The following is a 24,153-nucleotide window of genomic DNA, read 5'->3' as shown; positions in this document are numbered from 1 at the left end:
GATGATCTTCATCGCCGAGCTCGCGCTCGGCCTCGTTTACGCCTGGAAGAAAGGTGCGTTGGAGTGGGAGTAGAACTCAGCCCTCCGCCGCCGGGGACGCTGCCGAACGTCGCGTTCCTCGACGACATCAATGCCGAATTGGGCGACAAGGGCTTCCTGGTCACCTCGACCGAGGAGTTGTTCCAGTGGGCCCGCACCGGCTCGCTGTGGTGGATGACCTTCGGCCTCGCCTGCTGCGCGGTCGAGATGATCCACGTCAACATGCCGCGCTACGACATGGAGCGTTTCGGCGCCGCGCCGCGCGCCAGCCCACGCCAGTCGGACGTGATGATCGTCGCGGGCACGCTGTGCAACAAGATGGCGCCGGCGCTCCGCCGCGTCTACGACCAGATGTCCGAGCCGAAATACGTCATTTCGATGGGCAGCTGCGCCAATGGCGGCGGCTATTATCATTACAGCTACAGCGTCGTGCGCGGCTGCGACCGGATCGTGCCCGTGGACATCTATGTCCCCGGCTGCCCGCCGACTGCCGAAGCCTTGCTGTACGGCGTGATGCAGCTCCAGCGTAAGATCCGCCGGATCGGGACGCTGGAACGGTGAGGGCGCCCGCACCCAGATACGCGCCCAATGACGGCGTGATCGCGGCCGCCGAAGCCGTGCTCGGAGCGATGCTCGTCGAGAGCAAGGATGCCGTGGGCGAAGTCTCGCTGACCGTCGCGCGCGAGTCGCTGGTCGAGGCGATGCTGGCGCTGCGCGACACGCCGGGCCTCGAATATCAGCAATTGAGCGAGATCGCCGGGGCCGACTATCCGTCACGGCCCGAGCGCTTCGACGTGGTGTACCAGCTGCTCTCGTTCACCCGGAACCACCGCATCCGCGTGCGCGTGACCACCGACGAGGAGAAGCCGGTGCCGTCGGTGACGGGCATCTGGCCGGTCGCGGGCTGGCTCGAGCGCGAAGTCTACGACATGTACGGCGTGCTGTTCGACGGCAACACCGACCTGCGCCGCATCCTGACCGACTATGGTTTCGTCGGCCATCCGCTGCGCAAGGACTTCCCGCAGACCGGCTATGTCGAGCTGCGCTATTCGGAAGAGGCCAAGCGCGTGGTCTATGAGCCGGTGAAGCTGGCGCAGGACTTCCGCACCTTCGACTTCATGAGCCCGTGGGAAGGCGCGGCCTATGTGCTGCCGGGCGACGAGAAGGCGGCCGCGGCGCCTCCGCCCCCTCCTGCGCCGGCTCCGGTCGCCTCGCAGCCCGAGGCCAAGGGCGCGCCGACACCGCTGACTGCCGACCAGATCGCCAAGGCCGATGCGCCCGCGGCGAAGGCGGCCAAGCCGCGCGTGCGCAAACCAAAGACCACCGACAGCACGGCCGAGAGTGGCGCGGGCAAGCCGGGGCCGGAAGCCGGTCCTGCGCCCGCCGATCCCGATGTCGTGAAGAAGCCGCGCAAGCCGCGCGCAAAGAAGGAAAGCTGATGCCCGGCATCGTCCTTTCCCCGTTCGCCCTGAGCTTGTCGAAGGGCCGTTTCTCTTCTCGCCGTGTCCAGGAAACAGGACGGGGCTTCGACAAGCTCAGCCCGAACGGGTTGGGGGGTGTGCATGGCTGAGTATCTGGACGAGATCGAGGGTCGCGCCGACGCCGGCAAGCCGGAGCCGGGCGACGTCGCGATCGCCAACTACACGATCAATTTCGGTCCGCAGCATCCTGCGGCGCACGGCGTGCTGCGCCTCGTCACCGAGCTGGACGGCGAGATCATCGAGCGGATCGATCCGCATGTCGGCCTGCTCCACCGCGGCACCGAGAAGCTGATCGAGTACAAGACCTATACCCAGGCGCTGCCCTATTTCGATCGCTTCGATTATTGCTCGCCGCTCGGCATGGAGCACAGCTTCGTGCTCGCGGTGGAGAAACTGCTCGATCTCGAGGTGCCGCTGCGCGGCCAGTATCTGCGCGTGTTCTTCGCCGAGCTTACCCGCATCTGCAACCACATGCTCAACCTCGGCTCGCACGTCATGGACGTCGGCGCGATGACGCCGAACCTGTGGCTGTTCGAGATCCGCGAGGACTGCCTCAATTTCTTCGAGCGCGCGTCGGGCGCGCGGATGCACTCCAACTATTACCGCGTCGGCGGCGTGCGGCAGGACGTTCCGCTCAAGCTGCTCACCGACATCGCCGACTGGCTCGACAACCGCCTGCCGCGGCTGTTCGAGGATGCGATCAGCCTGGTCGCCGAGAACCGCATCTTCAAACAGCGCAACGTCGACATCGCGGTGGTGAGCCGCGAGGACGCGATCGCCTGGGGCTTCTCGGGGCCGATGATCCGCGCCGCGGGCATCCCCTGGGACATCCGCCGCTCGCAGCCCTACGACGTCTATGACCGCATGGAGTTCGACATCCCCGTCGGCACGCGCGGCGACTGCTATGACCGGTTCATGGTGCGCGTCGAGGAGGTCCGCCAGTCCGCGCGGATCATGAAGCAGTGCCTGAACGAGATGCCCGACGGCCCGGTGCTCACGCTCGACCGCAAGGTCGCGCCGCCCAAGCGCGGCGAGATGAAGCAGTCGATGGAAGCGCTGATCCATCACTTCAAGCTGTTCACCGAGGGCTATCACGTCCCCGCGGGCGAGGTTTACGTCGCGACCGAGAGCCCCAAGGGCGAGTTCGGCGTTTATCTGGTGAGCGACGGCACCAACAAGCCGTATCGCTGCAAGGTCCGCCCGACCGCGTTCAGCCACCTCCAGGCGATGGACTTCATGTCGCGCGGCCACATGCTCGCCGACATCACCGCCATCCTGGGCGCGATGGATATCGTGTTCGGGGAGTGTGACCGGTGATCTACGCGAGAGTTCGCGACTGGGTCGATGGCATGTGGCGGGAGTCGGGCCAGCAGGCCAAGGTGCTTGTGCTCCCGGCTATACTTCCTGCGCTAGCGCTCTTTCCGTTTGGTCGCGGATTGCTGGTGCAAGTTATCGTATGGGGCTGGTTCGCACTTTGGACGCTCTTCGTCGCGTGGCGTTATTGGAGATACATGAGCGAAGTCTCGGTCGAGGCAGACCTGCACTATGATCGAATTGGCAAGATGAAGCTGCCCGCAGAGTATCATGTGACCGAAAGCGCGACGGCGACAGCACGCCGAAAGAAGACTAATCATGACTGACCGCATCGCCACCGCGCGCGAGATGATCGCGCGCTACAACGCGCAGGACGCCGACGCCTATGTCGAGCTGATGACCGAAGGTGCCTGCGAGGCGGGCTATCGTGGCGCCGTGGTCCGCGAGGGCAAGGAAGGCGTGCGCTCGGGCCTGAAGGCGATGTTCGCCGAATTCCCCGGCAACCGCGTCGAGATCCTCGGCGGCTGGCAGCTTGGGCAAACCGCAGTGCTGCACGAGAAGGTGATGCGCTCGCCAGAGGCCGAGCCCTTCGAAGTGATGGCAGTCTATTCGTTCTCCGACGACAAGGTCGATCGGGTGGAGTTCATTCGCTGATGGCTGACGCCCCACAACTTCCCGACGAGGCCGAGACCCGTGCGCGCTGGGGCGCGTTCGCCTGGTCGGCCGAGAATGCCGAAAAGACACGCGAGATCCTCTCCCGCTATCCCGCGGGCCGGCAGCAGAGCTGCACGATCCCGTTCCTCGACCTTGCCCAGCGCCAGGTCGGCGCCGAGACCAACACGCAGGGCTGGCTGCCCGTGCCGGTGATCGAGTTCGTCGCGCGCGAGCTGGAGCTGCCCTATATCCGCGTGTTCGAGGTCGCGACCTTCTACACGATGTTCAACCTGGTGCCGGTGGGCCGCTATCACGTGCAGGTCTGCGGCACGACGCCGTGCATGCTGCGCGGATCGGACGACGTGATGGCGGCGTGCAAGGCGCGCGGGCTGAAGAAGGGCCACACCACCGAGGACGGGCTGTTCACGCTCACCGAGGTCGAGTGCATGGGCAATTGCTCGTCGGCACCGATGGTGCAGATCAACGACGACAATTTCGAGGACCTGACCTACGACCGTACCGTCGCGATCCTCGACGCGCTGGCAAAGGGCGAGAGCCCCAAGACCGGCACGCAGGAGCCCGGCCGGCACACCGTCGAGCCCCTTGGCGGTCCGACCACGCTCAAGGCGATGGTCGACGAGAACCACGACTATCGCGGGGAATGGGCATGAGCCAGGACACCAAGAACGTCCTCTACGTCGTCGTCGCGGTGATCCTCGCGATCGTCGTCGGCGGCTGGGTGCTCAAGATCGCCTTCAAGCTGCTCGGGATCGTCATTCTCGTCGGGCTTGCCGTGATCGTCTTCCTCGTGATCCAGAAGCTCGTCGGGCAGGGGCGCTGAGATGCTGCAGGACAAGGACCGCATCTTCACCAACGTCTACGGCTTCCAGCCGTGGAACCTGTCGGCGTCGCTGAAGCGCGGCGACTGGGACAATACCAAGGGCCTGATGGCGTTTGGGCAGGACACGATCATCGACCGGATCAAGTCATCGGGCCTGCGCGGACGCGGCGGGGCGGGCTTCCCGACCGGCACCAAATGGTCGTTCATGCCCAAGGAGCCGCGCCCCGACCGGCCGAACTTCCTGGTGATCAATGCCGACGAGTCCGAGCCGGGCTCGTGCAAGGACCGCGAGATCATCCGCCACGATCCGCACAAGCTGATCGAAGGCGCGCTGATCGCCGGCTATGCGATGCGCGCGCGCGCCGCGTACATCTACATCCGCGGCGAATATATCCGCGAGGCCGAGACGCTCTTCGCGGCGGTCGCCGAGGCCTATGACAAGGGCCTGCTCGGCAGGAATGCCTGCGGCTCGGGCTACGACTTCGACGTGTTCGTCCATCGCGGCGCCGGCGCGTACATCTGCGGCGAAGAGACCGCGATGCTCGAGAGCCTCGAGGGCAAGAAGGGCCAGCCGCGCCTGAAGCCGCCCTTCCCGGCGGGCGCGGGTCTCTATGGCTGCCCGACGACGGTGAACAATGTCGAGTCGATCGCGGTGGTGCCGACGATCCTGCGGCGCAGCCCCGAATGGTTCGCGAGCTTCGGCGCCGAGAACAACAAGGGCACCAAGCTCTTCCAGATCTCGGGCCATGTCGAGAAGCCCTGCGTGGTCGAGGAAGCGATGAGCATCCCGTTCCGCGAGCTGATCGAGAAGCATTGCGGCGGCATCCGCGGCGGCTGGGACAATCTGCTCGCGGTGATCCCGGGCGGGTCCTCGGTCCCGCTCGTCCCCGCGGCCCAGATCATGGACTGCCCGATGGACTTCGACGGGCTGCGCGGCGTCGGCTCGGGCCTCGGCACGGCGGCGGTGATCGTGATGGACAAGTCGACCGATATCGTCCGCGCGATCTCGCGCCTCAGCTATTTCTACAAGCATGAGAGCTGCGGCCAGTGCACCCCGTGCCGTGAGGGCACCGGCTGGATGTGGCGCGTGATGGAGCGGCTGCGCACCGGCGACGCCGACATCAGCGAGATCGACACGCTCCAGCAGGTCACCAAGCAGGTCGAGGGTCACACGATCTGCGCGCTCGGCGACGCCGCGGCCTGGCCGATCCAGGGCCTGATCCGCCATTTCCGCCCCGAGCTCGAGCGCCGGATCAACGAACGTGGCGGCGACGCCGGTGCGCCGATGCAGGAGGCGGCGGAGTGATGATCGCGTTTGCGGCCACGGCATGGATGATGACGCAGGTCGGGAGCGCATCCGCGTTCGCGGTTGCGCCCGTCCATGCCGTGCCGCAGGATCGAAAGGCGGCTGAGCGGGGGAAGCTCTCCGAAGCGGATGGGCGCCGCAAGATCATGCGCGCATACGCCTTGTGCGTGGCGGATTCGGAGCCGAAGGGCGCCATAGCGAAGGCCGTGCGCACGGTAATGGAGAGCGGGACGGCCTCCGAAAAGGCGAAGGATGCTGCGTACCAATTGTCGAAGAGTTGGTGCCCGGTGACGATGGTCGGCCACAACGAGAAGTTTTCCTGGCTCGCATATCCGCCGGAAGCGCTGCGAGGGCAGTTGTATCGCGCCCGGTATTTGCTCGAAGTCGAGGCTGATAGGCCGGTGCGGATGCCCGTGGATGAAGCGGAACCCGCATGGCGCCTTCCGCCGGATGATCCCTATCGCAGTGCCCAACTCCTGGGTGAATGCATCGTGCGAGCGGCGCCCGGCTTGAGCAAGGCGGCGGTGAGCGCCAAACTCGTGCGGGCGCCGGAAGAGGAGGAGGCGTACGCGGCGCTGAAGCCCTTCATCTCCGCTTGCGTGCCTGCTGGTGAGACGCTTCGCCTGACCCGTGGCTTGCTCGAAGCGGCGATGGCGGAAGCCCTTTATCATTTTGCGACAGTCGCCTCGCCGACCGCTACGAGCGCACGCTCGGTGGGTTTCGCGAAGCGATCTTCGGATAAGGTTTGAAATGCCAAAGCTAAAGGTAGACGGAATCGAAGTCGAGGTGCCGCAGGGCGCCACCGTGCTTCAGGCCTGCGAAGCGGCGGGCAAGGAGATTCCGCGCTTCTGCTATCACGAGCGGCTGTCGATCGCCGGCAATTGCCGGATGTGCCTCGTCGAGGTGAAGCCCGGGCCGCCCAAGCCCCAGGCTTCGTGCGCCTTGCCCGCCGCCGAGGGGCAGGAGATCCGCACCGACAGCCAGATGGTGAAGGCCGCACGCGAAGGCGTGATGGAATTCCTGCTGATCAACCACCCGCTCGACTGCCCGATCTGCGATCAGGGCGGCGAGTGCGACCTGCAGGACCAGTCGATCGCCTATGGCAAGGGCCATAGCCGCTACACCGAGAACAAGCGGGCGGTGACCGAGAAATACATGGGTCCGATCATCAAGACGATCATGACCCGCTGCATCCAGTGCACCCGCTGCGTCCGCTTCGGCGAGGAAGTGGCGGGCGTGGACGAGATCGGCGCGATCTATCGCGGCGAGGACATGCAGATCACGACCTATCTGGAGAAGGCGTTCAAGAGCGAGCTTTCGGGCAACACGGTCGATCTCTGCCCGGTGGGCGCGCTGACCCACAAGCCGGTGGCGTTCGAATATCGCCCCTGGGAGCTGCGCCGGAACCTCTCGATCGACGTGATGGACGCGGTCGGCACCAACATCCGCGCCGACAGCCGCGGCCGCCAGGTGATGCGCGTGCTTCCGCGGATCAACGAGGACGTCAACGAGGAGTGGGCGCACGACAAGACCCGCTACCATGTCGACGGCCTGGTCCGGCGGCGGCTCGATCGTCCGTTCGTGCGGCGGGACGGCAAGCTGGTCGAGGCGAGCTGGGATGAGGCGTTCGACGCGATCGCCGCAGTGAATGCGGGTTCGAGCGTCGCGGCGATCGCGGGCGATCTGCTCGACGCCGAGACGATGTACGCCGCCAAGGCGCTGCTCGAGGGCCTCGGCTCGGAGCTGATCGAGAGCCGCCAGACCGGCATGGCCTATGACGTGTCGAGCCTCGGCGCGGTGGCGTTCAACCCGACCATCGCCGGCGTCGAGGAAGCCGACGCGATCCTGCTGATCGGCTCGAACCTCCGCTGGGAAGCGCCGCTGATCAACACGCGCGTGCGCAAGGCGATCAAGAAGGGCGCCAAGGTCTTCGCGATCGGGCCCGAGGTCGATCTCACCTACAAGCTCGAATGGCTCGGCAACGACCTGTCGCTGCTCGGCAAGCTGCCTGATCAGGTCGTGCAGGCGTTCGACGGTGCGAAGAAGCCGCTCGTCATCGTCGGTCCCGGCGCGCTCAAGGACGGGTTCGGGGCTGCGCTGGCGCTGGTCGAGCCGATGAAGCTGGTGCGCACGCTCGAGGACGGCAGCCCGTGGAACGGCTTCGGCGTGGTCCACACCGCCGCGGCGCGGATGGGTGCGCTGATGCTCGGCTTCGCGCAGAAGGGCGGCATCGCCGATATCGTCGCCGCGAGCCCGAAGCTCAGCTTCTTCCTCGGCGCCGACGAAGTCGATTTCTCGCAGTTCGAGAGCAGCTTCAAGGTGTTCATCGGCCATCATGGCGACAAGGGCGCGCATCACGCAGACGTGATCCTGCCGGGCGCCACCTGGGCCGAGAAGCCGGGCACCTATGTGAACCTCGAAGGCCGCGTCCAGCGCGCCGAGCGCGCGGTGTTTGCGCCGGGCGACGCGCGCGAGGACTGGTCGATCCTCCGCGCGCTCTCCGACAAGCTCGGTCGCACGCTGCCGTTCGACAGCTTCGAGGAGCTGCGCGCCGCGATGGCGTCCGACGTGCCGGCGCTGGGGCAGGAGGGCCTCGTGAGCTTTGCGTGGCAGGCGCCTGCGCTGCCGGCCACGGCTTCGGGTGCGGTGACCTACCCGATCGCCGACTTCTATTTGACCAACGCGATCTGCCGCGCCTCGCCGACGATGCAGCGCTGCTCGGCCGAACTGCTCCACGGCGAGGACTTTGCGGAGGCCGCGGAATGACCGCCTTCTTCGAGAACTGGGTCGGCCTGCCTTATGGCTGGGCGTGGTTCGTTGCCACGATCGTCGGGATCCTCGTGATCGCGCTGCCGCTGATGCTGGCAGTGGCGATGATCATCTATGCCGACCGCAAGATCTGGGCGGCGATGGCGCTGCGCCGCGGCCCCAATGTGGTCGGCCCGCTCGGGCTGCTGCAGAGCTTCGCGGACGGCCTCAAGGTCTTCCTGCAGGAGACGATCATCCCGTCGAGCGCCAACAAGGTCCTGTTCCTGATCGCGCCGATCATCACCTTCACGGTCGCGCTGATCGTCTGGGCGGTGGTGCCGTGGCAGGCGGGCGTGGTGCTCTCGAACATCAATGTCGGGCTGCTCTACGTGCTCGCGGCATCGTCGCTCGGCGTTTACGGGATCATCCTCGCGGGCTGGTCGTCCAACTCGAAATACCCCTTCTACTCGGCGATCCGCGCCGCGGCGCAGATGGTGAGCTACGAAGTCTCGATTGGCTTCGTGCTGATCGCGGTGGTGCTTTGGGCGGGCACGTTCAACCTGTCGGGCATCGTCGACGGGCAGAAGGGCCATGTGCTCGGCTTCCTCAACGGCTTCGGGTTCAATCCGCTGCTGTTCCCGATGGCGGTGGTGTTCTTCATCTCGTCGCTCGCCGAGACCCAGCGCGCGCCGTTCGACCTGACCGAGGCCGAGTCCGAGCTCGTCGCCGGCTACCAGACCGAATATTCGTCGATGAGCTTCGCGCTCTACTGGCTCGGCGAATATGCCAACGTGCTGCTGATGTGCACGCTCAACGCGACTTTGTTCTGGGGCGGCTATCTGCCCCCGTTCGACTGGGCGCCGCTCTACTGGGTGCCGGGCATCCTCTGGCTGTTCGCCAAGATACTGTTCTTCTTCTTCGTGTTCAGCTGGGTGAAGGCGACCGTCCCGCGCTATCGCTATGACCAGCTGATGCGGCTGGGCTGGAAGATCTTCCTGCCGCTGTCGCTGATCTTCGTGTTCCTCGTTTCCGGATACCTGATGTGGGTCCGAGTGGGGTTCGCGGCGTGATGAATTTGCTCCGCCTTGGGCAACTTTTTGTGGGTCTCACCAGCGCTTTCGCGGCGCCTGAATCGATCGCGCAGGTTGCTCAGACAAAGACGTTCGCGTGCTACCTGACCGAGCTCAAGATCGGACCCGTGAGCCAGATGCTCCAGAGCGATCAGTATCTGGTAGGGCTTGAGTTTGCGAACGGTGCAACTGGTGCGAAGCTGGTCTCCTTCGACCCGCATGGTGTCTTGGGGAATCTACCAGTGGAGAACGCGGCCATCACGCGTGATGGCTCGGCGCTCGCTTTTCTCGGTACGGATGCATCGGGACTGTTGATTTCGATCAAGCCGACGCCGGAGAGCGCGCACCAGTACAAGGCGTCGATCTTCACGCGGAAAGACACGACGGTTGCAGCTGGCCTACGTGAATGGGTCGGGTCCTGCAGCACGAACATCGCGCCTACTGCGCCGACCCTGCTAGGTTCCATCGCGCAGATGTCGCAGGTTTTGAAAGGCACGTCAGGGCAATGAGCGTCGCTCAGATCATCCGTTCCTACACGCTGTGGGAGTTCATCAAGGCGCACTGGCTGACCTTGAAGTATTTCTTCAAGCCCAAGGCGACGATCAACTATCCGTACGAGAAGAACCCGATCTCGCCCCGCTTCCGCGGCGAGCATGCGTTGCGCCGTTATGCGAACGGCGAGGAGCGCTGCATCGCGTGCAAGCTGTGCGAGGCGGTGTGTCCGGCGCTGGCGATCACGATCGAGGCCGAGCCGCGCGACGACGGCAGCCGCCGCACGACGCGCTACGACATCGACATGACCAAGTGCATCTATTGCGGGCTCTGCCAGGAGGCCTGCCCGGTCGATGCGATCGTCGAGGGGCCGAACTTCGAATTCTCGACCGAGACCCGCGAGGAGCTGATCTACGACAAGGACAAGCTGCTCGCGAACGGCGACCGCTGGGAGCGCGCGATCGCCGCGAACCTTGCCGCCGATGCACCGTACCGTTAAGCGCGCCGCAACAGTGGGACGCACGATGATTCACTTTCAAACCATCATCCCCGCGAAAGCGGGGACCCATCTCCGGCGCGCGCCGGGAGCGGGACAGTGCGGGAGATGGGCCCCCGCTTTCGCGGGGGTGACGGGCAAGTAATGATCCAGGTTCTCGCCTTCTATCTGTTCGCGATCGTCGTCATTGCCTCCGCGGCGATGACGATCCTCTCGCGCAACCCGGTGCACAGCGTGCTCTGGCTCATCCTCGCCTTCTTCAACGCGGCGGGGCTGATGGTGCTCGCGGGCGCCGAGTTCATCGCGATGCTGCTCGTCATCGTCTATGTCGGCGCGGTCGCGGTGCTCTTCCTGTTCGTCGTGATGATGCTCAACATCGACTTCGCCGAGCTGCGCGCGGGCGTGATGCGCTATGCCGCGGTGGGCCTTGCGCTCGCGGTCGCGCTGGTCGCCGAGATCATCGTCGCGATCGGCGCCTATAGCGCGGGCGGGCTCGAGCTCGGCCGCCGCATCGCCCCGGTCGATCCGGGCGTGCCCAATATCGAGGCGATCGGGCGGCTGCTCTACACGCGCTACCTCTATGTGTTCGAAGGCGCCGGCCTCGTGCTGCTCGTCGCGATGATCGGCGCGATCGTGCTGACCCATCGCCAGCGCAGCGACGTCCGCCCGCAGAACGTCAACCGCCAGATCAACCGCCGCGCCAAGGACGCTACCCGCAACATGAACCCGCCGGTCGGGCAGGGGGTCGAGCTGTGATCGGCGTCACCCATTATCTCGTCGTCAGTGCGATCCTGTTCACTTTGGGCGTGCTCGGCATCTTCATGAACCGGAAGAATTTGATCGTAATCCTGATGGCGATCGAGCTCATCCTCCTCGCGGTGAACCTCAACCTCGTCGCGTTCTCGAACGCGCTGGGCGATCTCGTGGGCCAGGTTTTCGCGATGTTCGTGCTCACCGTCGCCGCCGGCGAGGCCGCGATCGGGCTCGCCATTCTCGTCATCTACTTCCGTAGCCGGGGCACGATCTCGGTCGACGACGTCAATCGGATGAAGGGCTGATGCGCGTGCCGAGCTCCGTCATCCCGGCGAAGGCCGGGATCTCCCAGTTTGAAAGCGTGCGCTCGCGGCACGAGACCCCGGCGTTCGCCGGGGCGACGAGGTCCTGCTGATGTCGCCGATCCTGTTCATCGTATTCCTGCCGCTGATCGCGGCGGCCGTCGCCGGCCTGTCGAACAAGGCGTTCGGCTCGGTTCTGCCCAAGGCGTTGACCACGGGCGCGCTGTTCGTCTCGTGCGCATTGTCCTGGCCGATCTTCCTCCAGTACCTCCACGGCGCCGAGGCGACCGTGGTGCCGGTGCTCACCTGGATGAGCTCGGGCGACTTCCATTCCGCATGGGCGCTGCGGGTCGACTCGCTCACCGCGGTGATGCTCGTGGTGATCACCAGCGTCTCGGCGCTCGTCCACCTCTATAGCTGGGGCTATATGAGCGAGGACGCGGATCAGCCGCGCTTCTTCGCCTATTTGTCGCTGTTCACTTTCGCGATGCTGATGCTCGTGACCGCCGACAACCTCGTCCAGATGTTCTTCGGCTGGGAAGGCGTGGGCCTCGCCTCGTACCTCCTGATCGGCTTCTGGTTCCGTAAGCCGAGCGCCAACGCCGCAGCGATCAAGGCCTTCGTGGTCAACCGTGTGGGCGACCTGGGCTTCATGCTCGGCATCTTCGGCACCTTCCTGGTGTTCGGCACGATCTCGATCCCCGAGATCCTCGCCGCCGCGCCGGGCATGGCGGGCTCGACGATCGGCTTCCTCGGCACGCGCTGGGACACGATGACGATCCTCTGCCTGCTGCTGTTCCTCGGCGCGATGGGCAAATCGGCGCAGTTGGGCCTCCACACCTGGTTGCCCGACGCGATGGAGGGCCCGACCCCGGTGTCGGCGCTGATCCATGCCGCGACGATGGTCACCGCGGGCGTGTTCATGGTCTGCCGCCTGTCGCCGATGTTCGAGACGAGCGCCGTGGCGCTGGGTGTAGTGACCTTCGTCGGCGCTGCGACCTGCCTGTTCGCCGCGACCGTCGGCCTCGTCCAGACCGACATCAAGCGCGTGATCGCCTATTCGACCTGCTCGCAGCTCGGCTACATGTTCTTCGCCGCGGGCGTCGGCGCATACGGCGCGGCGATGTTCCACCTGTTCACGCACGCCTTCTTCAAGGCGCTGCTGTTCCTCGGCGCCGGCTCGGTGATCCATGCGATGCACCACGAGCAGGACATGCGCTTCTACGGCGGCCTGCGGAAGGAGATCCCGATCACCTTCTGGACGATGATGGCGGGCACGCTCGCGATCACCGGCGTGGGCATTCCGGCGGTGTTCGGCAACCATCTCGCCATCGGTTTCGCGGGCTTCCACTCGAAGGACGCGATCATCGAGGCGGCCTGGGCGGCCGGCGTGCCGAGCGCCTTCTGGGTCGGCGTGTTCGTGGCCTTGCTCACCAGCTTCTATTCGTGGCGTGTCGTCTTCCTGACCTTCTACGGCAAGCCGCGCTGGGCGGGCTCGGACCATATCCAGCACGCCGTCCATGACGCGCACGGCCATGGCCACGACCATGATGCGCATCATGACGAAGGGCCCTCGGCCGAGGATGTCGGGCACGCGCCCGATCCGCATCTCGCCGCGCACGATTATGGCGACAAGGGCACGGCGGGCTATCATCCGCACGAGAGCCCGTGGGTGATGCTGATCCCGCTCGTCCTGCTGACGCTCGGCGCGATCGCCGCGGGCTTCGTCTTCCATGGCTTCTTCATCGAGGCCGAAGAGGGCGCGCAGTTCTGGAACGGCGCAATCGCGTTCGACACGCACCTGATGCACGCGATGCATGAGGTGCCGACCTGGGTGAAGCTCTCGGCGACGACCGCGATGCTGCTCGGGCTCGCGACCTCGTGGTACGCCTATATCGGGAAGCCCGGCCTCGCCGGTGCGATCGCGGACAATTTCCGCGTGCTCTACACCTTCCTGCTCAACAAATGGTATTTCGACGAGCTCTACGACTTCCTGTTCGTGCGCCCGGCATTCGCCATCGGCCGCGTGCTCTGGAAGGCGGGTGACGAGAAGACCATCGACCGCTTCGGCCCCAACGGGCTGGCCAACGTCATCCGGCTGGGCAGCGTGGGCGCGGCCAGGCTGCAATCGGGATATGTCTACACCTATGCGTTCATCATGCTGATCGGCCTCACTGCGGCGCTGACCTGGGTGATCGCAGGATGAGCGGCGTGCCCATCCTCACCATCATGCTCGCCATACCCGCCGTCGCGGCGGTGGCGTGCCTGTTCGCCAATGCGCAGGCCGCGCGCTGGATCGCGCTCCTCGCGACTTTGGTGGACCTCGTCCTCGGCATCGTCCTGTGGGCGAACTTCCAGGTCGGGCCGGACGCGCCGCAATGGCAGTTCGTCGAATATGCCGCCTTGTTCGGCAAGCCGGTGGGCGTGAACATCGCCTGGGCATTGGGCATCGACGGTTTCGCGCTGATGCTCATCATGCTCTCGGTGTTCTTGATGCCGATCTGCATCGGCGCCAGCTGGCAGGCGATCGAGAAGCGCGTGCCCGAATATATGGCCGCGATGCTCGCCACCGAGTTGCTGATGATCGGCACCTTCGCGGCGCAAGACCTGTTCCTGTTCTACATCTTCTTCGAAGGCGGCCTGATCCCGATGTTCCTGATCATCGGCATCTGGGGCGGCGCCAATCGCATCTACGCGTCGTACAAGTTCTTCCTGTACACGCTGATCGGCTCGCTCGTGATGCTGATCGCGATGCTCTACATGGCGATGGACGCGGGCACCTCGAGCATTCCCGCGCTGATGGCGCACGATTTCCCCGCGCACATCCAGACCTGGCTGTGGCTCGCCTTCTTCGCCTCGTTCGCGGTCAAGATGCCGATGTGGCCGGTCCACACCTGGCTTCCCGACGCGCACGTTCAGGCGCCCACCGCGGGTTCGGTGATCCTCGCGGGCGTGCTCTTGAAGCTCGGCGGCTACGGCTTCCTGCGCTTCTCGCTGCCGATGTTCCCGGAGGCTTCGGCCCAGCTGATGTGGTTGGTGTTCGCGCTCTCGTGCGTCGCGGTGGTCTACACCTCGCTGGTCGCCCTGGTGCAGACCGACATGAAGAAGCTGATCGCCTATTCGTCGGTCGCGCACATGGCGATCGTGACCATGGGGCTTTTCGCCTTCAATCCGCAGGGCATCGACGGCGCGATGATGGTGATGCTCGGCCACGGGCTCGTCTCGGGCGCGCTCTTCCTCTGCGTCGGCGTGATCTACGACCGGCTGCACACCCGCGAGATCGACCGCTACGGCGGCCTCGCGATCAACATGCCGCGCTACGCCGCCTTGTTCATGCTGTTCACCATGGCCTCGGTCGGACTGCCGGGGACGAGCAACTTCGTCGGCGAGTTCCTGGGCTTGGCGGGCGTGTACAAGGTCTCGACGCTGACCGCGCTGCTCGGCACGAGCGGGATCATCCTGGGCGCGGCCTATATGCTGTACCTCTATCGCCGCGTGGTGTTCGGCGACCTCACCAAGGACGACGTCCGCGCGATGCCCGATCTGTCGATGCGCGAGCTGTGGCTGCTCGGGCCGATCGCGGCGGCGGTGCTGTGGATGGGCGTCTATCCCGAGAGCTTCCTCGCGCCGATGCGTGCCGATACGGCGCGTCTCGTCGAGCGGGTAGCGCGTGCGGCTCCGGCCGGCGACTCGCGACCCACACCCGGTAACCCCGCCGCGGCGCCGGCGCATGGCGAAGGCCATGGCGCGGCCACCGCAGGGGCGCCCGCAACTACTCACGAAGGCGCTCCGGTGGACGCCTCCGCGCACGGGGGTGCGCACTGATGGATTATTCGACGCAACTGCTGATGAGCCTGCCCGAATTGGTGCTGGCGGTCGGCGCGATCCTGCTGATGCTCGTCGCCGCATGGGGCGGCCAGGCTTCGACGAAGCTGGTGAGCTGGACCTCGGTCGCGGTATTGATCGGCGCGGGCATCGCGCTGGCGGGCCCGGCTTCGGCGGGCGGCGAGGCGTTCGGCGGGCTTTATCGCGCGGACATGTTCGCGGCCTTCGCCAAGGCGCTGATCTTCGTCACCGCCGCGGTGTCGATCATCATCGCGCCGCGCTTCTTCCAGCTGAGCTCGGGCGATGATTTGCGCCCCGAATATCCCGTACTGATCCTGCTCTCCGCGGCGGGCATGGGTATGATGGTCTCCGCCGGCGACCTGCTCACGCTCTATGTCGGGCTCGAGCTGCAGAGCCTCTCGGCCTATGTGCTGGCGAGCTTCATGCGCCGCGACACGCGCTCGGCAGAGGCGGGCCTGAAGTATTTCGTGCTGGGCGCGCTCGCCTCGGGCATCCTGCTCTACGGCATCAGCCTGGTCTACGGCTTCTCGGGCACGACCCTGTTCGAGGGTGTTGCGCAGGCCTATGCCGCGATCCCGGCCGACGGCCATAATTATGGCCTGATGTTCGGCCTGGTGTTCGTCTTCGCGGGCCTCGCCTTCAAGATGAGCGCGGTGCCGTTCCACATGTGGACGCCCGACGTCTATGAGGGCGCGCCGACCCCGGTGACCGCGTTCTTCGCCTCGGCGCCCAAGGTCGCTGCGATCGCGCTCGCGGTCCGCGTCGCAGTCGAGGCGATGGGGCCGGCGCTGCACGACTGGCGCCAGATCGTGATCTTCGCGGCGCTCGCTTCGATCCTGCTCGGCGCGGTCGCGGCGATCGGGCAGAACAACATCAAGCGGCTGCTCGCTTATTCGTCGATCAACAATGTCGGCTTCGCGCTGGTCGGCCTCGCTGCCGGCACCGAGCGCGGCGTCGCCGGCGTGTTGGTCTATCTGACGATCTATGTCGTCATGACGCTCGGCTCGTTCCTCGTCGTGCTGCAGATGCGCGGCTCCGACGGCGAGCCGGTGGAGAGCATCGCGAGCCTTTCGGGCATGTCGCGGACGCGGCCCGGGCTGGCGGCGGCGCTGGCGATCTTCATGTTCAGCCTCGCGGGCATCCCGCCGCTGTTCGGCTTCTACGCCAAGTTCGCGGTGTTCGAGGCTGCGGTCGCGGCCGGGCTGTTCCCGCTCGCGGTGTTCGGTATCGCGATGTCGGCGATCGGCGCCTTCTACTACCTGAAGATCGTCAAGACGATGTACTTCGACGATCCGGCACCGGCGTTCGAGGGCAAGACGGACATGGTCGAGGGTGGGCTGATCCTGCTGACCGCGGCGTTCGTCTCGCCGCTCGGCTATGCGCTGATCCCGGTGCTCGGCGCCTGGACCACGCTCGCTGCGAAAGCGCTGTTCTGAGCCACGTCATCCGGACCGTCGCCGAGACGGGCTCGACCAATGCCGACATGCTGGCGCTGGCGCGGAGCGGCGCGGCCGAGGGGTTGTGGCTTCGCGCCGGGCGCCAGACCGGGGGCAGGGGACGCCAGGGGCGCAGCTGGGCTTCGCCCGAGGGCAATCTCTATGTCTCGACGCTCGTTCGGGTTCGCCCCGGCGAGCCGCCCGCGGCGACGCTGGCGCTGGTCGCCGCGGTGGCGCTCGACGAGACCGCCCAGGTATTCGGCCTCACGCCGACACTCAAATGGCCCAACGACCTGCTTGTCGACGGCGCCAAGCTCTCGGGCATATTGCTCGAGCGCGCCGAGGATGCGGTGGTGATCGGCTTCGGCGTCAACCTTGCGCATCATCCGCTCGATATCGATCGGCCCGCCACGAGCTTCGCCGCGCACGGCGCTGCGCCCGATCCCGGCATCTTCGCCGAGACGCTTGCCGAGAGTTTCGGACGCTGGCTGTCCCGCTGGCGCGAGGGGATCGCGCCGGTGCGCGAACGCTGGCTGGCGCGGGCGCATCCGCAAGGGACCGCGCTGGCGGCGCGGCTCTCCGATGGAAGCGCGGTCGACGGGCTGTTCGGCGGGCTCGATGCGCAGGGTGCGCTCATCCTACGCTTGGCCGATGGAACTACCCGTGTCATTCACGCGGGCGACGTGTTCCTGCTCTGAAGGAGAGACGAATGCTGCTCGCCGTCGACGCCGGCAACACCAATGTCGTCTTCGCGCTGCTCGACCCCGGATCAAGTCCGGGGCAGGGTGGCGAGATCAAGGCGCGCTGGCGGATCGCCACCGATCCGCGCCGCACCGCCGACGAGTATGCGGTGTGGCTGAACCAGCTCCTCCAGCTCGAAGGCTATGACCGCTCGGCGGTGACCGGGGTGATCGTCGGCACGGTCGTTCCGCGGGCGCTGCACAACCTCCAGGTGCTGAGCAGCAAATATTTCAAGACCGAGGCCGTGATCGCCGGGCAAGGGAAGGCCGAGTGGGGCTTCGCGCTCGATGTCGAGGAGCCGGGCAGCCTGGGCGCCGATCGCGCGCTCAACATGATCGCCGCACATGCCCGGCATGAAGGCGACCTGATCATCATCGACTTCGGCACTGCGACCACCTTCGAGCTGGTCGATTACAAGGGCGCGTACAAGGGCGGGATCATCGCACCGGGGATCAACCTGTCGCTCGACGCGCTGGTGACCGCCGCCGCCAAGCTGCCGCGCATCGCGATCTCGGCGCCCGAGAGCGCCAGCGTGGTCGGTCGCAATACGGTCGACCAGATGCACATCGGCATCTATTGGGGCTATGTCGCGATGATCGAGGGCCTCGTCGCCCGGCTCAAGGCCGAGATGGGCCGCCCGCTCAAGGTCATCGCCACCGGTGGGCTGGCGGTGCTTTTCGAAAAGCATACATCGGTCTTCGACACGATCGAACCCGACCTCACCATCCAGGGGTTGGCCATGCTGTGGGAACGCAGCCAGCAAGGAAATTAAGTGACCCCAGGTAACGAACTCCTCTTCCTCGCGCTCGGCGGCTCGGGCGAGATCGGCATGAACGTCAATCTCTACGGCACGCAGGGCAAATGGCTGATGGTCGATTGCGGCATCACCTTCGGGGACGCCAACTATCCCGGGGTCGACGTGATCCTGCCCGACCTCCAGTTCATCGAGGAACGGCTCGACGACCTGCTCGGCATCGTCCTCACGCACGGCCATGAGGATCATATCGGCGCGCTGCCCTATCTCGCCGCCGATCTGGGCGTGCCGCTCTATGCCACCCCATTCACCGCGGGGCTGATCTACGGCAAGCTCGAGGAAGAGGGCATCACCGACCAGGTCGAGCTCAACGTCGTCAAGGAGGAGGGGCCCTTCACCGTCGGGCCGTTCACGATCACCTACACCCCGCTGGCCCACTCGATCCCCGAGGGCAATGCCGTGCTGATCGAGACGCCCCATGGCCGCGTCTTCCACACGGGCGACTGGAAGCTTGACGACGCGCCGGCGCTGGGCGGCGCTTCGACCGCGGCGGAGCTGACCGCGATCGGCGACGAGGGCGTGCTCGCCCTGGTCTGCGACTCGACCAACGTGTTCAACCCCGAGGCATCGGGCTCCGAGGCGGAGGTCCGCAAGGGGCTCGACGCGGTGATCGGCGCAGTGAAGGGCCGGGTGCTCGTCACCACCTTCGCCTCGAACGCGGCGCGGCTGCAGACGCTGGGCGAGGTCGCCGAGGATACCGGGCGGAAGCTCTGCGTCGCGGGACGCTCGCTCGACCGGATCATCCGCGTCGCCAAGGCGACCGGCTATCTGCGCGACTTTCCCGAGACGGTCGATTTCGAGACCGCGATGAGCCTGCCGCCCAACCAGGTGATGATCGTCGCCACCGGCGGGCAGGGCGAGCCGCGCGCCGCGCTCAACCGCATCGCCGAGGACACGCACGTCCTCAAGGTCCATGCCGGCGACACCGTGGTCTTCTCGTCGCGGCAGATCCCGGGCAACGAGATCGCGATCGGCCGGATCATGAACACGCTGGCCGGCAAGGGCGTCGAGATCATCACCGATCGCCAGGCTTTCGTCCATGTCTCGGGCCATCCCGGCCGCCCCGAACTCGCCGAGATGTATCGCTGGATCCGGCCCGAGATCATCCTGCCGGTGCACGGTGAGGTGCGCCACATGCACGAGCAGGCGCGCTTCGCGAAGGAGCAGGGTGTTCCGCAGGCCATCACCCAGGTCAACGGCGACATCTGGCGGCTCGCACCGGGCAAGCCGAAGCAGGTCGGCCACGCCCCTGTCGGCCGCCTCGTGCTCGACGGCGACGTGATCCTGCCCGCCGACGGCACCACGATCAACGAGCGGCGGCGGATCGCACTATACGGGCAGATCTCGGTCGCGGTCGCTATCCAGGGCGGCAAGCTCAAGGGCGCGCCGCAGATTCGCGTGCAGGGTGTGCCCGTCGAGGAGGATCGCGACGCGTTCCTCGAGGAAGCCGCCAAAGCTGCCGCGGACGCGGTCAAGAAGGACGGTCGCGACATCGAGAAGCTGCGCGAGAGCGTGCGGCTCGCGGTGCGTCGCGCAGCGGTGCGTTTCACCGGCAAGAAGCCGGTAGTCGACGTGCTGATCGTGGAGCTCTGAGCCGATGCGCTGGCAGTCGATGCTCGCGATCTACATTTTGTTCTGGGCCTTCTCGGCCTTCCTCGTGCTGCCCTGGGGCGTCCGCACCGCGCAGGAGGCGGGGGCGGAACTCGTGCCGGGACAGGCCGAGAGCGCGCCGCACGGCTTCAGCCCGAAGAAGATCGCGATCCGCACGACGATCGTCGCGACCGTGCTGTTCGTCCTGTTCTACCTCAACTACGTCAACGGCTGGGTGACCACCGACATGCTCGACTGGGTCCACCAGTAGGAAATCGCGGGCCCGGGGAGGAAAGGCACGCCCTTACCCGTTCGCCCTGAGCCTGTCGAAGGGCAGTCCTTCTCTTCCCCTCAGCGGCGAAGAAGAACGGTGCTTCGACAAGCTCAGGACGAACGGGAAGGTGCCTAAGTCCGCAACCGTTCGATCGCCTGGGCGAGCGCGACGTAGAGCTTGCCCATGTCCGACGAGAGCAGGGTGACGCCCAGGGTCGAGCCGTCGCGAAGCGCGAGGATGTGGCGCAGCATCGCTTCGAAATCGTGGATGTACCGATTGACGTGCTCGCGGAAGGCCTCGTCCACGTCATAGAGCCGCGCGATCTCGCGCGTATCGCCGGGCTCCAGCAGGCGCACCGCTCGGCGCGTGAAGACGCCGCGATCGCCCTTGAGATAGGCCGCCCAGGCGCTGTCGGTGACTTCGGCCGAAAAGGCCTTGGCGATGTCGATCGAGGCCGAGTTGAGCGCTTCGATGAGCAGCGTCGTGCGGCGCGCGAAATTGTCGCTGTCGGCGCGTTCGCGGTCGACGCGCTCCTCCTCGATCCGCGCCTCGATCCGCGCGGTGGTGTCGGCGAGCGCGACCATCTGCTGGGTGAGCCGCTCGGAAGCGCGCGTCGCGGCGGTGACGGCGGCCTCGGTGCTGTCGGCGAGGTCGGCGATCTGGCGGCGGACAGTGGTGTCGACCGCACGCTTGAGTGCGGTACCGCTGGCTTCCTCGAGCGCGGCGCTGGCGCCGGGGACGATTGTGGCAAGCGATTCGCGGGCATGCGCGGCGGCGGCGCTGGCGGTCTCGCGCACGTTCACCAGCGCGTCGACGAGCTGCGGCGCCGCACTCTCGGCGAAGCGGCGGGTCGTCTCGATCGTGTCGTCGACGATCGCGCCGAGCGAGGCGGCCTGCTCGCTGCCGGTGGCGAGCGTTTCGAGCAGGGATGCCTGGGTCTTGGCAAGCGTGTCGCGCTGCTGCGAGACGACGTCGGCGATCGCCTCGATCGCGTCGTGCGTGCTCTCGGCGGCGGTGACGAGCGCGAGAAGTTCGGGCTTGGCGCCGGCGACGACCTTGCGGCTCGCGCCGATCCGCTCGTCGAGCCGGGCGAGCGCCTCGGGCAAGGTCTCGTCGATCTCGCGCGCGGAGGCGTCGAGCGCGGTGAGCAGGTCCTCGGAGGTGCCGATGACCTTCCGCGCGAGCTGGTCGCCGGTGCGCAGCGCCTCGGACATCGCGTCGGTCGAGCCCTGGAGCGCGCTGATCGAGGCGGCGAGCGACTGGGTGCGATCGGTGCCCGCGGCGTGGAGGATCTGGAGCTCGCGATCGAGCCGGTCGACTCCCGACGAAAGGCTGGTGAACAGCACGTCGCCGCGGCCCTGCTCCTCGGCGAGGCGCGCGCTGACGCGGCCGATCGCTTCCTCGATCACCGCCATGCGCTCGCCCAGCGCCTCGGCGCTGTCGCGGCCGGCGCGATCGAGCGCGGCCTGATTGGCGCTGAGCATCGCAAGGATCGCCTCGCCCTGCGTCGCGATGCCCTTGCGCGCCTCGTCGACCGCACCCGCGGCGCGATCGAGCACGGCGTCGACCGCGACCGACATCTGGCCGGTGACCTGCTCGAGCCGGTTGCTCGCGGTCTCGCTGGTCGCCTCCATGCGGGCGATGTGCGCGGCGAGGCGTTCGGCGGCGCCACCGGCGATCTGGTCCGCCTCGCGGCCGCGTTCGGAGAGCGCGGTGAGCTGGGTGTCGAGCGAGGCGGCGCGCTGGCTGGCGAGCAGCCCGGCGGCGTCGATCCGTCCGGCCAGTCCCTGCATTTCCTCATGCGCCTTGGGCAAGGTGGTCAGGATGATCTCGAAGCGCTTCTCGGCTTCGTCCATCGCATTGCCGAGGGTGCGGACGCTGCCGTCCATGCGCTCCGCCTGGCGGCTCACGGTGCCGGCGGCGCTCTCCACGCGTTCGGCGGCATGCTCGCCGAGATAGGTGAGCGCAGCGGTATGCTCGGCCAACGCCGCGCGATTTTCGGAGATCCTGCCGGAGATCGCCTTCATCGCGCGATCGAGCGCGGCGGCCTCGGCGCGCATCGCGCGCGCGGTGGCACCGAAGCGGCGCGCTTCGGCGCGACTCGTCCGCAGCGCGAGCATGTAGAGGATGCCGACGAGCGCGGGGGGCATGCAGAGCGCAGCGATCAGCTGGACCAAAGCGACAGGCTCCATGCCGCGCTGGATCGAGGGAAGAACGAGCCAGGCCGTTGCCGCGAACCAACCGATCACCGCGACCGATGCCAGAGCGGGCGCGAGCCAGGCGGCGCTGCGCGGTTCATCATCCTCGATATCGAGCTCCTCGAGCGGCGCCGGCAGCGCCGACATGTCGGAGAGGACGAGCTCTTCGTGGCCGGCCGACGGCCCGATGGCGGCGTGTGCTGTGTTTCCCCCAGTCATGACAGAACTGTACCATGTTTGGACAATTCACCAAACAGCCCGCAACCAGCCATTAACCCCGTTCGGCTAGCTCCGGGCGCATGGCATATGATCCGGGTGCAATCGATGCGACGCTGGCGGCGGCGGTGGGCGACGAGCCCGCGCTGATCGCCGAGCTGCGCGACTCCTTCCTCGAGAGCGTGAAGCGCTGTGTCGGCGCGATGAAATCGGCCGAGACGCCCGACGCCTGGGCGACCGCGGCGCTGCGGCTCAAGGGGCTGGCGGCGAGCTTTGGCGCGGTCCGCCTGATGGCGCTGGCAGGCGAAGCCGTGAACGGCCCCGCGCACGACGGCGCAGTGCTGCGCCGCCTGCATCGGGCGATCGACCGACTCTGATCGGCCATCCGGCTTGCGGAAAGCCATTGGTGTGTTAGATGCATCACTCACTTGGAGGAGTGTAGTGATGCATGGCGGGTTCTTGCGTTTCGGTCTGGCGACGGCGGCGTCAGTCCTGATCGCTCATGGGGCGGCCGCACAGGAGACGCCCGGCGCCGATGTCACCGTCATCGGACAGCGCGACATCCCGCCCAAGGTCGCGCGACGCTATGTCGCCGAGATCAGCGCGGGGGTGGATGGGCAGCTTACGCGCTTCGACGTGCCTGTGTGCCCCACGGTGATCGGTATCGCCGACGACTATGCCCGCATCATCGCGAAGCGGATCCGCGCGGTGGCGCGCGAGGCCGGTGCGCCGGTAGCCGGCGAGGAATGCCGCGGCAATCTGGTGGTGATCTTCGCCAGGGACGGCGACGCGCTGGTAAAGGACATGCGCGCAAAGACGCCGCGGATCTTCGAGGGCGTCAACGATGTCGATCTCAAGCGCGCGTTCCGCGAAGGGCCGGTGCATGCGTGGAATGTCACGGAGATCCTCAACGAGGACGGGCAACGGCCGACGGGAACCGCGATGACGGTCAAGACCGCGTCGATCCTCTATCTGCCGACCCAGCAGGCGATCACCGGCTCGGTGATCGTGCTGGATCACGAAGCCACCCTGGGCAAGACGCTCAACCAGCTAGGCGACTATGTTGCGATGCGCGCGCTGGCGGGCGCGCTACCGCCGCGCAAGGACGTGCCGGCGGACACCATCCTGACGCTGTTCGACGCGAGGGACAATGTGCCGCCACAGCTGAGCGAGGTCGATCGCTCCTATCTGCGCGGGCTGTACAAGACCAATCCGACGATGAAGGGCCGCGTCGCCAAGGGGCGGATCTCGCGGCAGATCCAGAAGGACGCGAAGGAGCGCGCGGGGATGAATTGAGGGCGTGCCTTATGTGCCCAGGCCTCAGCGCTTCCGGCTCAATTCGCGCATCGCTTCATCCAGCCCCGCGAGCGTCAGCGGATACATGCGGTCCTGCATCAGCGCGCGGATCATCCGGACCGACTGCGTGTAGCTCCAGTGCGCCTCGGGAAGGACGTTGAGCCAGACCGCGGCGGGATAGGTGTCGACCAGGCGCTGCATCCAGACCGCGCCCGCCTCCTCGTTGAAATGCTCGACCGAGCCGCC

General features: G+C 66.6%; 27 protein-coding genes and 1 pseudogene. 26 read left to right on the top strand and 2 right to left on the bottom strand.

Translation table 11 applies throughout. The features are described from left to right. From ndhC to MT490_RS04750, 24 genes are all read left to right on the top strand, one after another. Positions 1 to 73 (top strand): NADH-quinone oxidoreductase subunit A (gene ndhC, locus MT490_RS04865; protein WP_297384765.1); only part of this gene is annotated, 73 nt, incomplete at its 5' end. Beyond that, complete coding sequence (locus tag MT490_RS04860) at positions 64 to 600, top strand: NADH-quinone oxidoreductase subunit B (RefSeq protein ID WP_135983250.1); 537 nt, start codon at positions 64 to 66, stop codon at positions 598 to 600. The genes ndhC and MT490_RS04860, both read left to right, overlap by 10 nt. Beyond that, positions 597 to 1,478 carry an NADH-quinone oxidoreductase subunit C gene (locus MT490_RS04855; RefSeq protein ID WP_297384759.1) on the top strand — a complete coding sequence of 294 codons (882 nt, stop codon included), beginning with the start codon at positions 597 to 599 and terminating at the stop codon, positions 1,476 to 1,478. The genes MT490_RS04860 and MT490_RS04855 overlap by 4 nt, the downstream gene beginning before the upstream one ends. Beyond that, a complete protein-coding gene (locus MT490_RS04850; RefSeq protein ID WP_297384757.1) occupies positions 1,478 to 1,609 on the top strand; it encodes a hypothetical protein in 132 nt (43 codons plus the stop codon). Before MT490_RS04855 ends, MT490_RS04850 begins: the two co-directional genes overlap by 1 nt. Then, on the top strand, positions 1,602 to 2,837 hold the full coding sequence (locus MT490_RS04845) for an NADH-quinone oxidoreductase subunit D (protein ID WP_297384755.1): 1,236 nt from the start codon (positions 1,602 to 1,604) through the stop codon (positions 2,835 to 2,837). Before MT490_RS04850 ends, MT490_RS04845 begins: the two co-directional genes overlap by 8 nt. Further along, positions 2,834 to 3,160 carry a hypothetical protein gene (locus MT490_RS04840; RefSeq protein ID WP_297384753.1) on the top strand — a complete coding sequence of 109 codons (327 nt, stop codon included), beginning with the start codon at positions 2,834 to 2,836 and terminating at the stop codon, positions 3,158 to 3,160. The genes MT490_RS04845 and MT490_RS04840 overlap by 4 nt, the downstream gene beginning before the upstream one ends. Continuing rightward, entirely contained in the window at positions 3,153 to 3,488 is a 336-nt protein-coding gene (locus MT490_RS04835; protein ID WP_297384751.1) for a nuclear transport factor 2 family protein, read from the top strand. Before MT490_RS04840 ends, MT490_RS04835 begins: the two co-directional genes overlap by 8 nt. Further along, entirely contained in the window at positions 3,488 to 4,159 is a 672-nt protein-coding gene (locus MT490_RS04830; protein ID WP_297384749.1) for an NAD(P)H-dependent oxidoreductase subunit E, read from the top strand. The genes MT490_RS04835 and MT490_RS04830 overlap by 1 nt, the downstream gene beginning before the upstream one ends. Continuing rightward, entirely contained in the window at positions 4,156 to 4,329 is a 174-nt protein-coding gene (locus MT490_RS04825) for a hypothetical protein (RefSeq protein WP_297384747.1), read from the top strand. The genes MT490_RS04830 and MT490_RS04825 overlap by 4 nt, the downstream gene beginning before the upstream one ends. Before the next feature lies 1 nt (position 4,330). Then, positions 4,331 to 5,635, top strand: coding sequence for an NADH-quinone oxidoreductase subunit NuoF (nuoF, locus tag MT490_RS04820; protein ID WP_297384745.1), 1,305 nt, complete (start codon positions 4,331 to 4,333; stop codon positions 5,633 to 5,635). Then, a complete protein-coding gene (locus MT490_RS04815) occupies positions 5,635 to 6,384 on the top strand; it encodes a hypothetical protein (protein WP_297384743.1) in 750 nt (249 codons plus the stop codon). Before nuoF ends, MT490_RS04815 begins: the two co-directional genes overlap by 1 nt. Position 6,385: 1 nt before the next feature. After that, positions 6,386 to 8,401: an NADH-quinone oxidoreductase subunit NuoG gene (nuoG, locus tag MT490_RS04810; protein ID WP_297384741.1), complete on the top strand. Its 2,016-nt coding sequence runs from the start codon at positions 6,386 to 6,388 to the stop codon at positions 8,399 to 8,401. After that, positions 8,398 to 9,453, top strand: a complete 1,056-nt coding sequence (nuoH, locus tag MT490_RS04805; protein WP_297384740.1) for an NADH-quinone oxidoreductase subunit NuoH — start codon at positions 8,398 to 8,400, stop codon at positions 9,451 to 9,453. Before nuoG ends, nuoH begins: the two co-directional genes overlap by 4 nt. Continuing rightward, positions 9,450 to 9,962 (top strand): hypothetical protein, encoded by a 513-nt coding sequence (locus tag MT490_RS04800; RefSeq protein WP_297384738.1) that lies wholly within the window; start codon positions 9,450 to 9,452, stop codon positions 9,960 to 9,962. Before nuoH ends, MT490_RS04800 begins: the two co-directional genes overlap by 4 nt. Next, entirely contained in the window at positions 9,959 to 10,444 is a 486-nt protein-coding gene (gene nuoI / locus MT490_RS04795) for an NADH-quinone oxidoreductase subunit NuoI (RefSeq protein ID WP_297384736.1), read from the top strand. The genes MT490_RS04800 and nuoI overlap by 4 nt, the downstream gene beginning before the upstream one ends. Before the next feature lie 141 nt (positions 10,445 to 10,585). Then, positions 10,586 to 11,197: an NADH-quinone oxidoreductase subunit J gene (locus MT490_RS04790; RefSeq protein ID WP_297384734.1), complete on the top strand. Its 612-nt coding sequence runs from the start codon at positions 10,586 to 10,588 to the stop codon at positions 11,195 to 11,197. Then, positions 11,194 to 11,499 carry an NADH-quinone oxidoreductase subunit NuoK gene (gene nuoK, locus MT490_RS04785; protein ID WP_297384732.1) on the top strand — a complete coding sequence of 102 codons (306 nt, stop codon included), beginning with the start codon at positions 11,194 to 11,196 and terminating at the stop codon, positions 11,497 to 11,499. The genes MT490_RS04790 and nuoK overlap by 4 nt, the downstream gene beginning before the upstream one ends. A gap of 109 nt (positions 11,500 to 11,608) precedes the next feature. Continuing rightward, entirely contained in the window at positions 11,609 to 13,702 is a 2,094-nt protein-coding gene (gene nuoL, locus MT490_RS04780) for an NADH-quinone oxidoreductase subunit L (RefSeq protein ID WP_297384730.1), read from the top strand. Continuing rightward, positions 13,699 to 15,321, top strand: a complete 1,623-nt coding sequence (locus MT490_RS04775) for an NADH-quinone oxidoreductase subunit M (protein WP_297384728.1) — start codon at positions 13,699 to 13,701, stop codon at positions 15,319 to 15,321. The genes nuoL and MT490_RS04775 overlap by 4 nt, the downstream gene beginning before the upstream one ends. After that, on the top strand, positions 15,321 to 16,778 hold the full coding sequence (nuoN, locus tag MT490_RS04770) for an NADH-quinone oxidoreductase subunit NuoN (RefSeq protein ID WP_297384726.1): 1,458 nt from the start codon (positions 15,321 to 15,323) through the stop codon (positions 16,776 to 16,778). The genes MT490_RS04775 and nuoN overlap by 1 nt, the downstream gene beginning before the upstream one ends. 8 nt (positions 16,779 to 16,786) lie before the next feature. Continuing rightward, positions 16,787 to 17,476, top strand: coding sequence for a biotin--[acetyl-CoA-carboxylase] ligase (locus tag MT490_RS04765; RefSeq protein ID WP_297384763.1), 690 nt, complete (start codon positions 16,787 to 16,789; stop codon positions 17,474 to 17,476). An 11-nt stretch (positions 17,477 to 17,487) separates the two neighbouring features. Continuing rightward, entirely contained in the window at positions 17,488 to 18,291 is an 804-nt protein-coding gene (locus tag MT490_RS04760; RefSeq protein ID WP_297384724.1) for a type III pantothenate kinase, read from the top strand. Then, a complete protein-coding gene (locus MT490_RS04755; protein WP_297384722.1) occupies positions 18,292 to 19,926 on the top strand; it encodes a ribonuclease J in 1,635 nt (544 codons plus the stop codon). 4 nt (positions 19,927 to 19,930) lie between these two features. Further along, positions 19,931 to 20,194, top strand: coding sequence for a DUF1467 family protein (locus tag MT490_RS04750; protein ID WP_297384721.1), 264 nt, complete (start codon positions 19,931 to 19,933; stop codon positions 20,192 to 20,194). A 134-nt stretch (positions 20,195 to 20,328) separates the two neighbouring features. Here the strand turns inward: MT490_RS04750 and MT490_RS04745 are convergent, their stop codons facing one another. Continuing rightward, positions 20,329 to 22,614, bottom strand: coding sequence for a hypothetical protein (locus MT490_RS04745; RefSeq protein ID WP_297384719.1), 2,286 nt, complete (start codon positions 22,612 to 22,614; stop codon positions 20,329 to 20,331). 80 nt (positions 22,615 to 22,694) lie between these two features. Between MT490_RS04745 and MT490_RS04740 the strand changes: the two genes are divergently transcribed. Both MT490_RS04740 and MT490_RS04735 read left to right on the top strand, forming a co-directional pair. After that, positions 22,695 to 22,988: an Hpt domain-containing protein gene (locus MT490_RS04740; protein WP_297384717.1), complete on the top strand. Its 294-nt coding sequence runs from the start codon at positions 22,695 to 22,697 to the stop codon at positions 22,986 to 22,988. A 67-nt stretch (positions 22,989 to 23,055) separates the two neighbouring features. Further along, positions 23,056 to 23,907 carry a hypothetical protein gene (locus MT490_RS04735; RefSeq protein WP_297384715.1) on the top strand — a complete coding sequence of 284 codons (852 nt, stop codon included), beginning with the start codon at positions 23,056 to 23,058 and terminating at the stop codon, positions 23,905 to 23,907. Positions 23,908 to 23,931: 24 nt separating this feature from the next. Here MT490_RS04735 and MT490_RS04730 read toward each other — a convergent pair. Beyond that, a pseudogene (locus tag MT490_RS04730) lies at positions 23,932 to 24,153 on the bottom strand (VWA domain-containing protein); the annotation flags it as partial.

The organism is Sphingomonas sp., assembly GCF_026460985.1.
GTDB lineage: Bacteria > Pseudomonadota > Alphaproteobacteria > Sphingomonadales > Sphingomonadaceae > Sphingomonas.
Note: the sequence above shows the minus strand (reverse complement) of the source record. Positions and strands in the feature narration are given on the sequence as shown.

Excerpts from the sequence above, each read along its gene's own strand:
- MT490_RS04850 (WP_297384757.1), top strand. The coding sequence starts at position 1,478 with ATGCCCGGCATCGTCCTTTCCCCGTTCGCCCTGAGCTTGTCGAAGGGC.
- MT490_RS04845 (WP_297384755.1), top strand. The coding sequence starts at position 1,602 with ATGGCTGAGTATCTGGACGAGATCGAGGGTCGCGCCGACGCCGGCAAG.
- MT490_RS04835 (WP_297384751.1), top strand. The coding sequence starts at position 3,153 with ATGACTGACCGCATCGCCACCGCGCGCGAGATGATCGCGCGCTACAAC.
- MT490_RS04830 (WP_297384749.1), top strand. The coding sequence starts at position 3,488 with ATGGCTGACGCCCCACAACTTCCCGACGAGGCCGAGACCCGTGCGCGC.
- MT490_RS04825 (WP_297384747.1), top strand. The coding sequence starts at position 4,156 with ATGAGCCAGGACACCAAGAACGTCCTCTACGTCGTCGTCGCGGTGATC.
- nuoF (WP_297384745.1), top strand. The coding sequence starts at position 4,331 with ATGCTGCAGGACAAGGACCGCATCTTCACCAACGTCTACGGCTTCCAG.
- MT490_RS04815 (WP_297384743.1), top strand. The coding sequence starts at position 5,635 with ATGATCGCGTTTGCGGCCACGGCATGGATGATGACGCAGGTCGGGAGC.
- nuoG (WP_297384741.1), top strand. The coding sequence starts at position 6,386 with ATGCCAAAGCTAAAGGTAGACGGAATCGAAGTCGAGGTGCCGCAGGGC.
- nuoH (WP_297384740.1), top strand. The coding sequence starts at position 8,398 with ATGACCGCCTTCTTCGAGAACTGGGTCGGCCTGCCTTATGGCTGGGCG.
- nuoI (WP_297384736.1), top strand. The coding sequence starts at position 9,959 with ATGAGCGTCGCTCAGATCATCCGTTCCTACACGCTGTGGGAGTTCATC.
- MT490_RS04790 (WP_297384734.1), top strand. The coding sequence starts at position 10,586 with ATGATCCAGGTTCTCGCCTTCTATCTGTTCGCGATCGTCGTCATTGCC.
- nuoL (WP_297384730.1), top strand. The coding sequence starts at position 11,609 with ATGTCGCCGATCCTGTTCATCGTATTCCTGCCGCTGATCGCGGCGGCC.
- MT490_RS04775 (WP_297384728.1), top strand. The coding sequence starts at position 13,699 with ATGAGCGGCGTGCCCATCCTCACCATCATGCTCGCCATACCCGCCGTC.
- nuoN (WP_297384726.1), top strand. The coding sequence starts at position 15,321 with ATGGATTATTCGACGCAACTGCTGATGAGCCTGCCCGAATTGGTGCTG.
- MT490_RS04760 (WP_297384724.1), top strand. The coding sequence starts at position 17,488 with ATGCTGCTCGCCGTCGACGCCGGCAACACCAATGTCGTCTTCGCGCTG.
- MT490_RS04750 (WP_297384721.1), top strand. The coding sequence starts at position 19,931 with ATGCGCTGGCAGTCGATGCTCGCGATCTACATTTTGTTCTGGGCCTTC.
- MT490_RS04745 (WP_297384719.1), bottom strand. The coding sequence starts at position 22,614 with ATGACTGGGGGAAACACAGCACACGCCGCCATCGGGCCGTCGGCCGGC.
- MT490_RS04740 (WP_297384717.1), top strand. The coding sequence starts at position 22,695 with ATGGCATATGATCCGGGTGCAATCGATGCGACGCTGGCGGCGGCGGTG.
- MT490_RS04735 (WP_297384715.1), top strand. The coding sequence starts at position 23,056 with ATGCATGGCGGGTTCTTGCGTTTCGGTCTGGCGACGGCGGCGTCAGTC.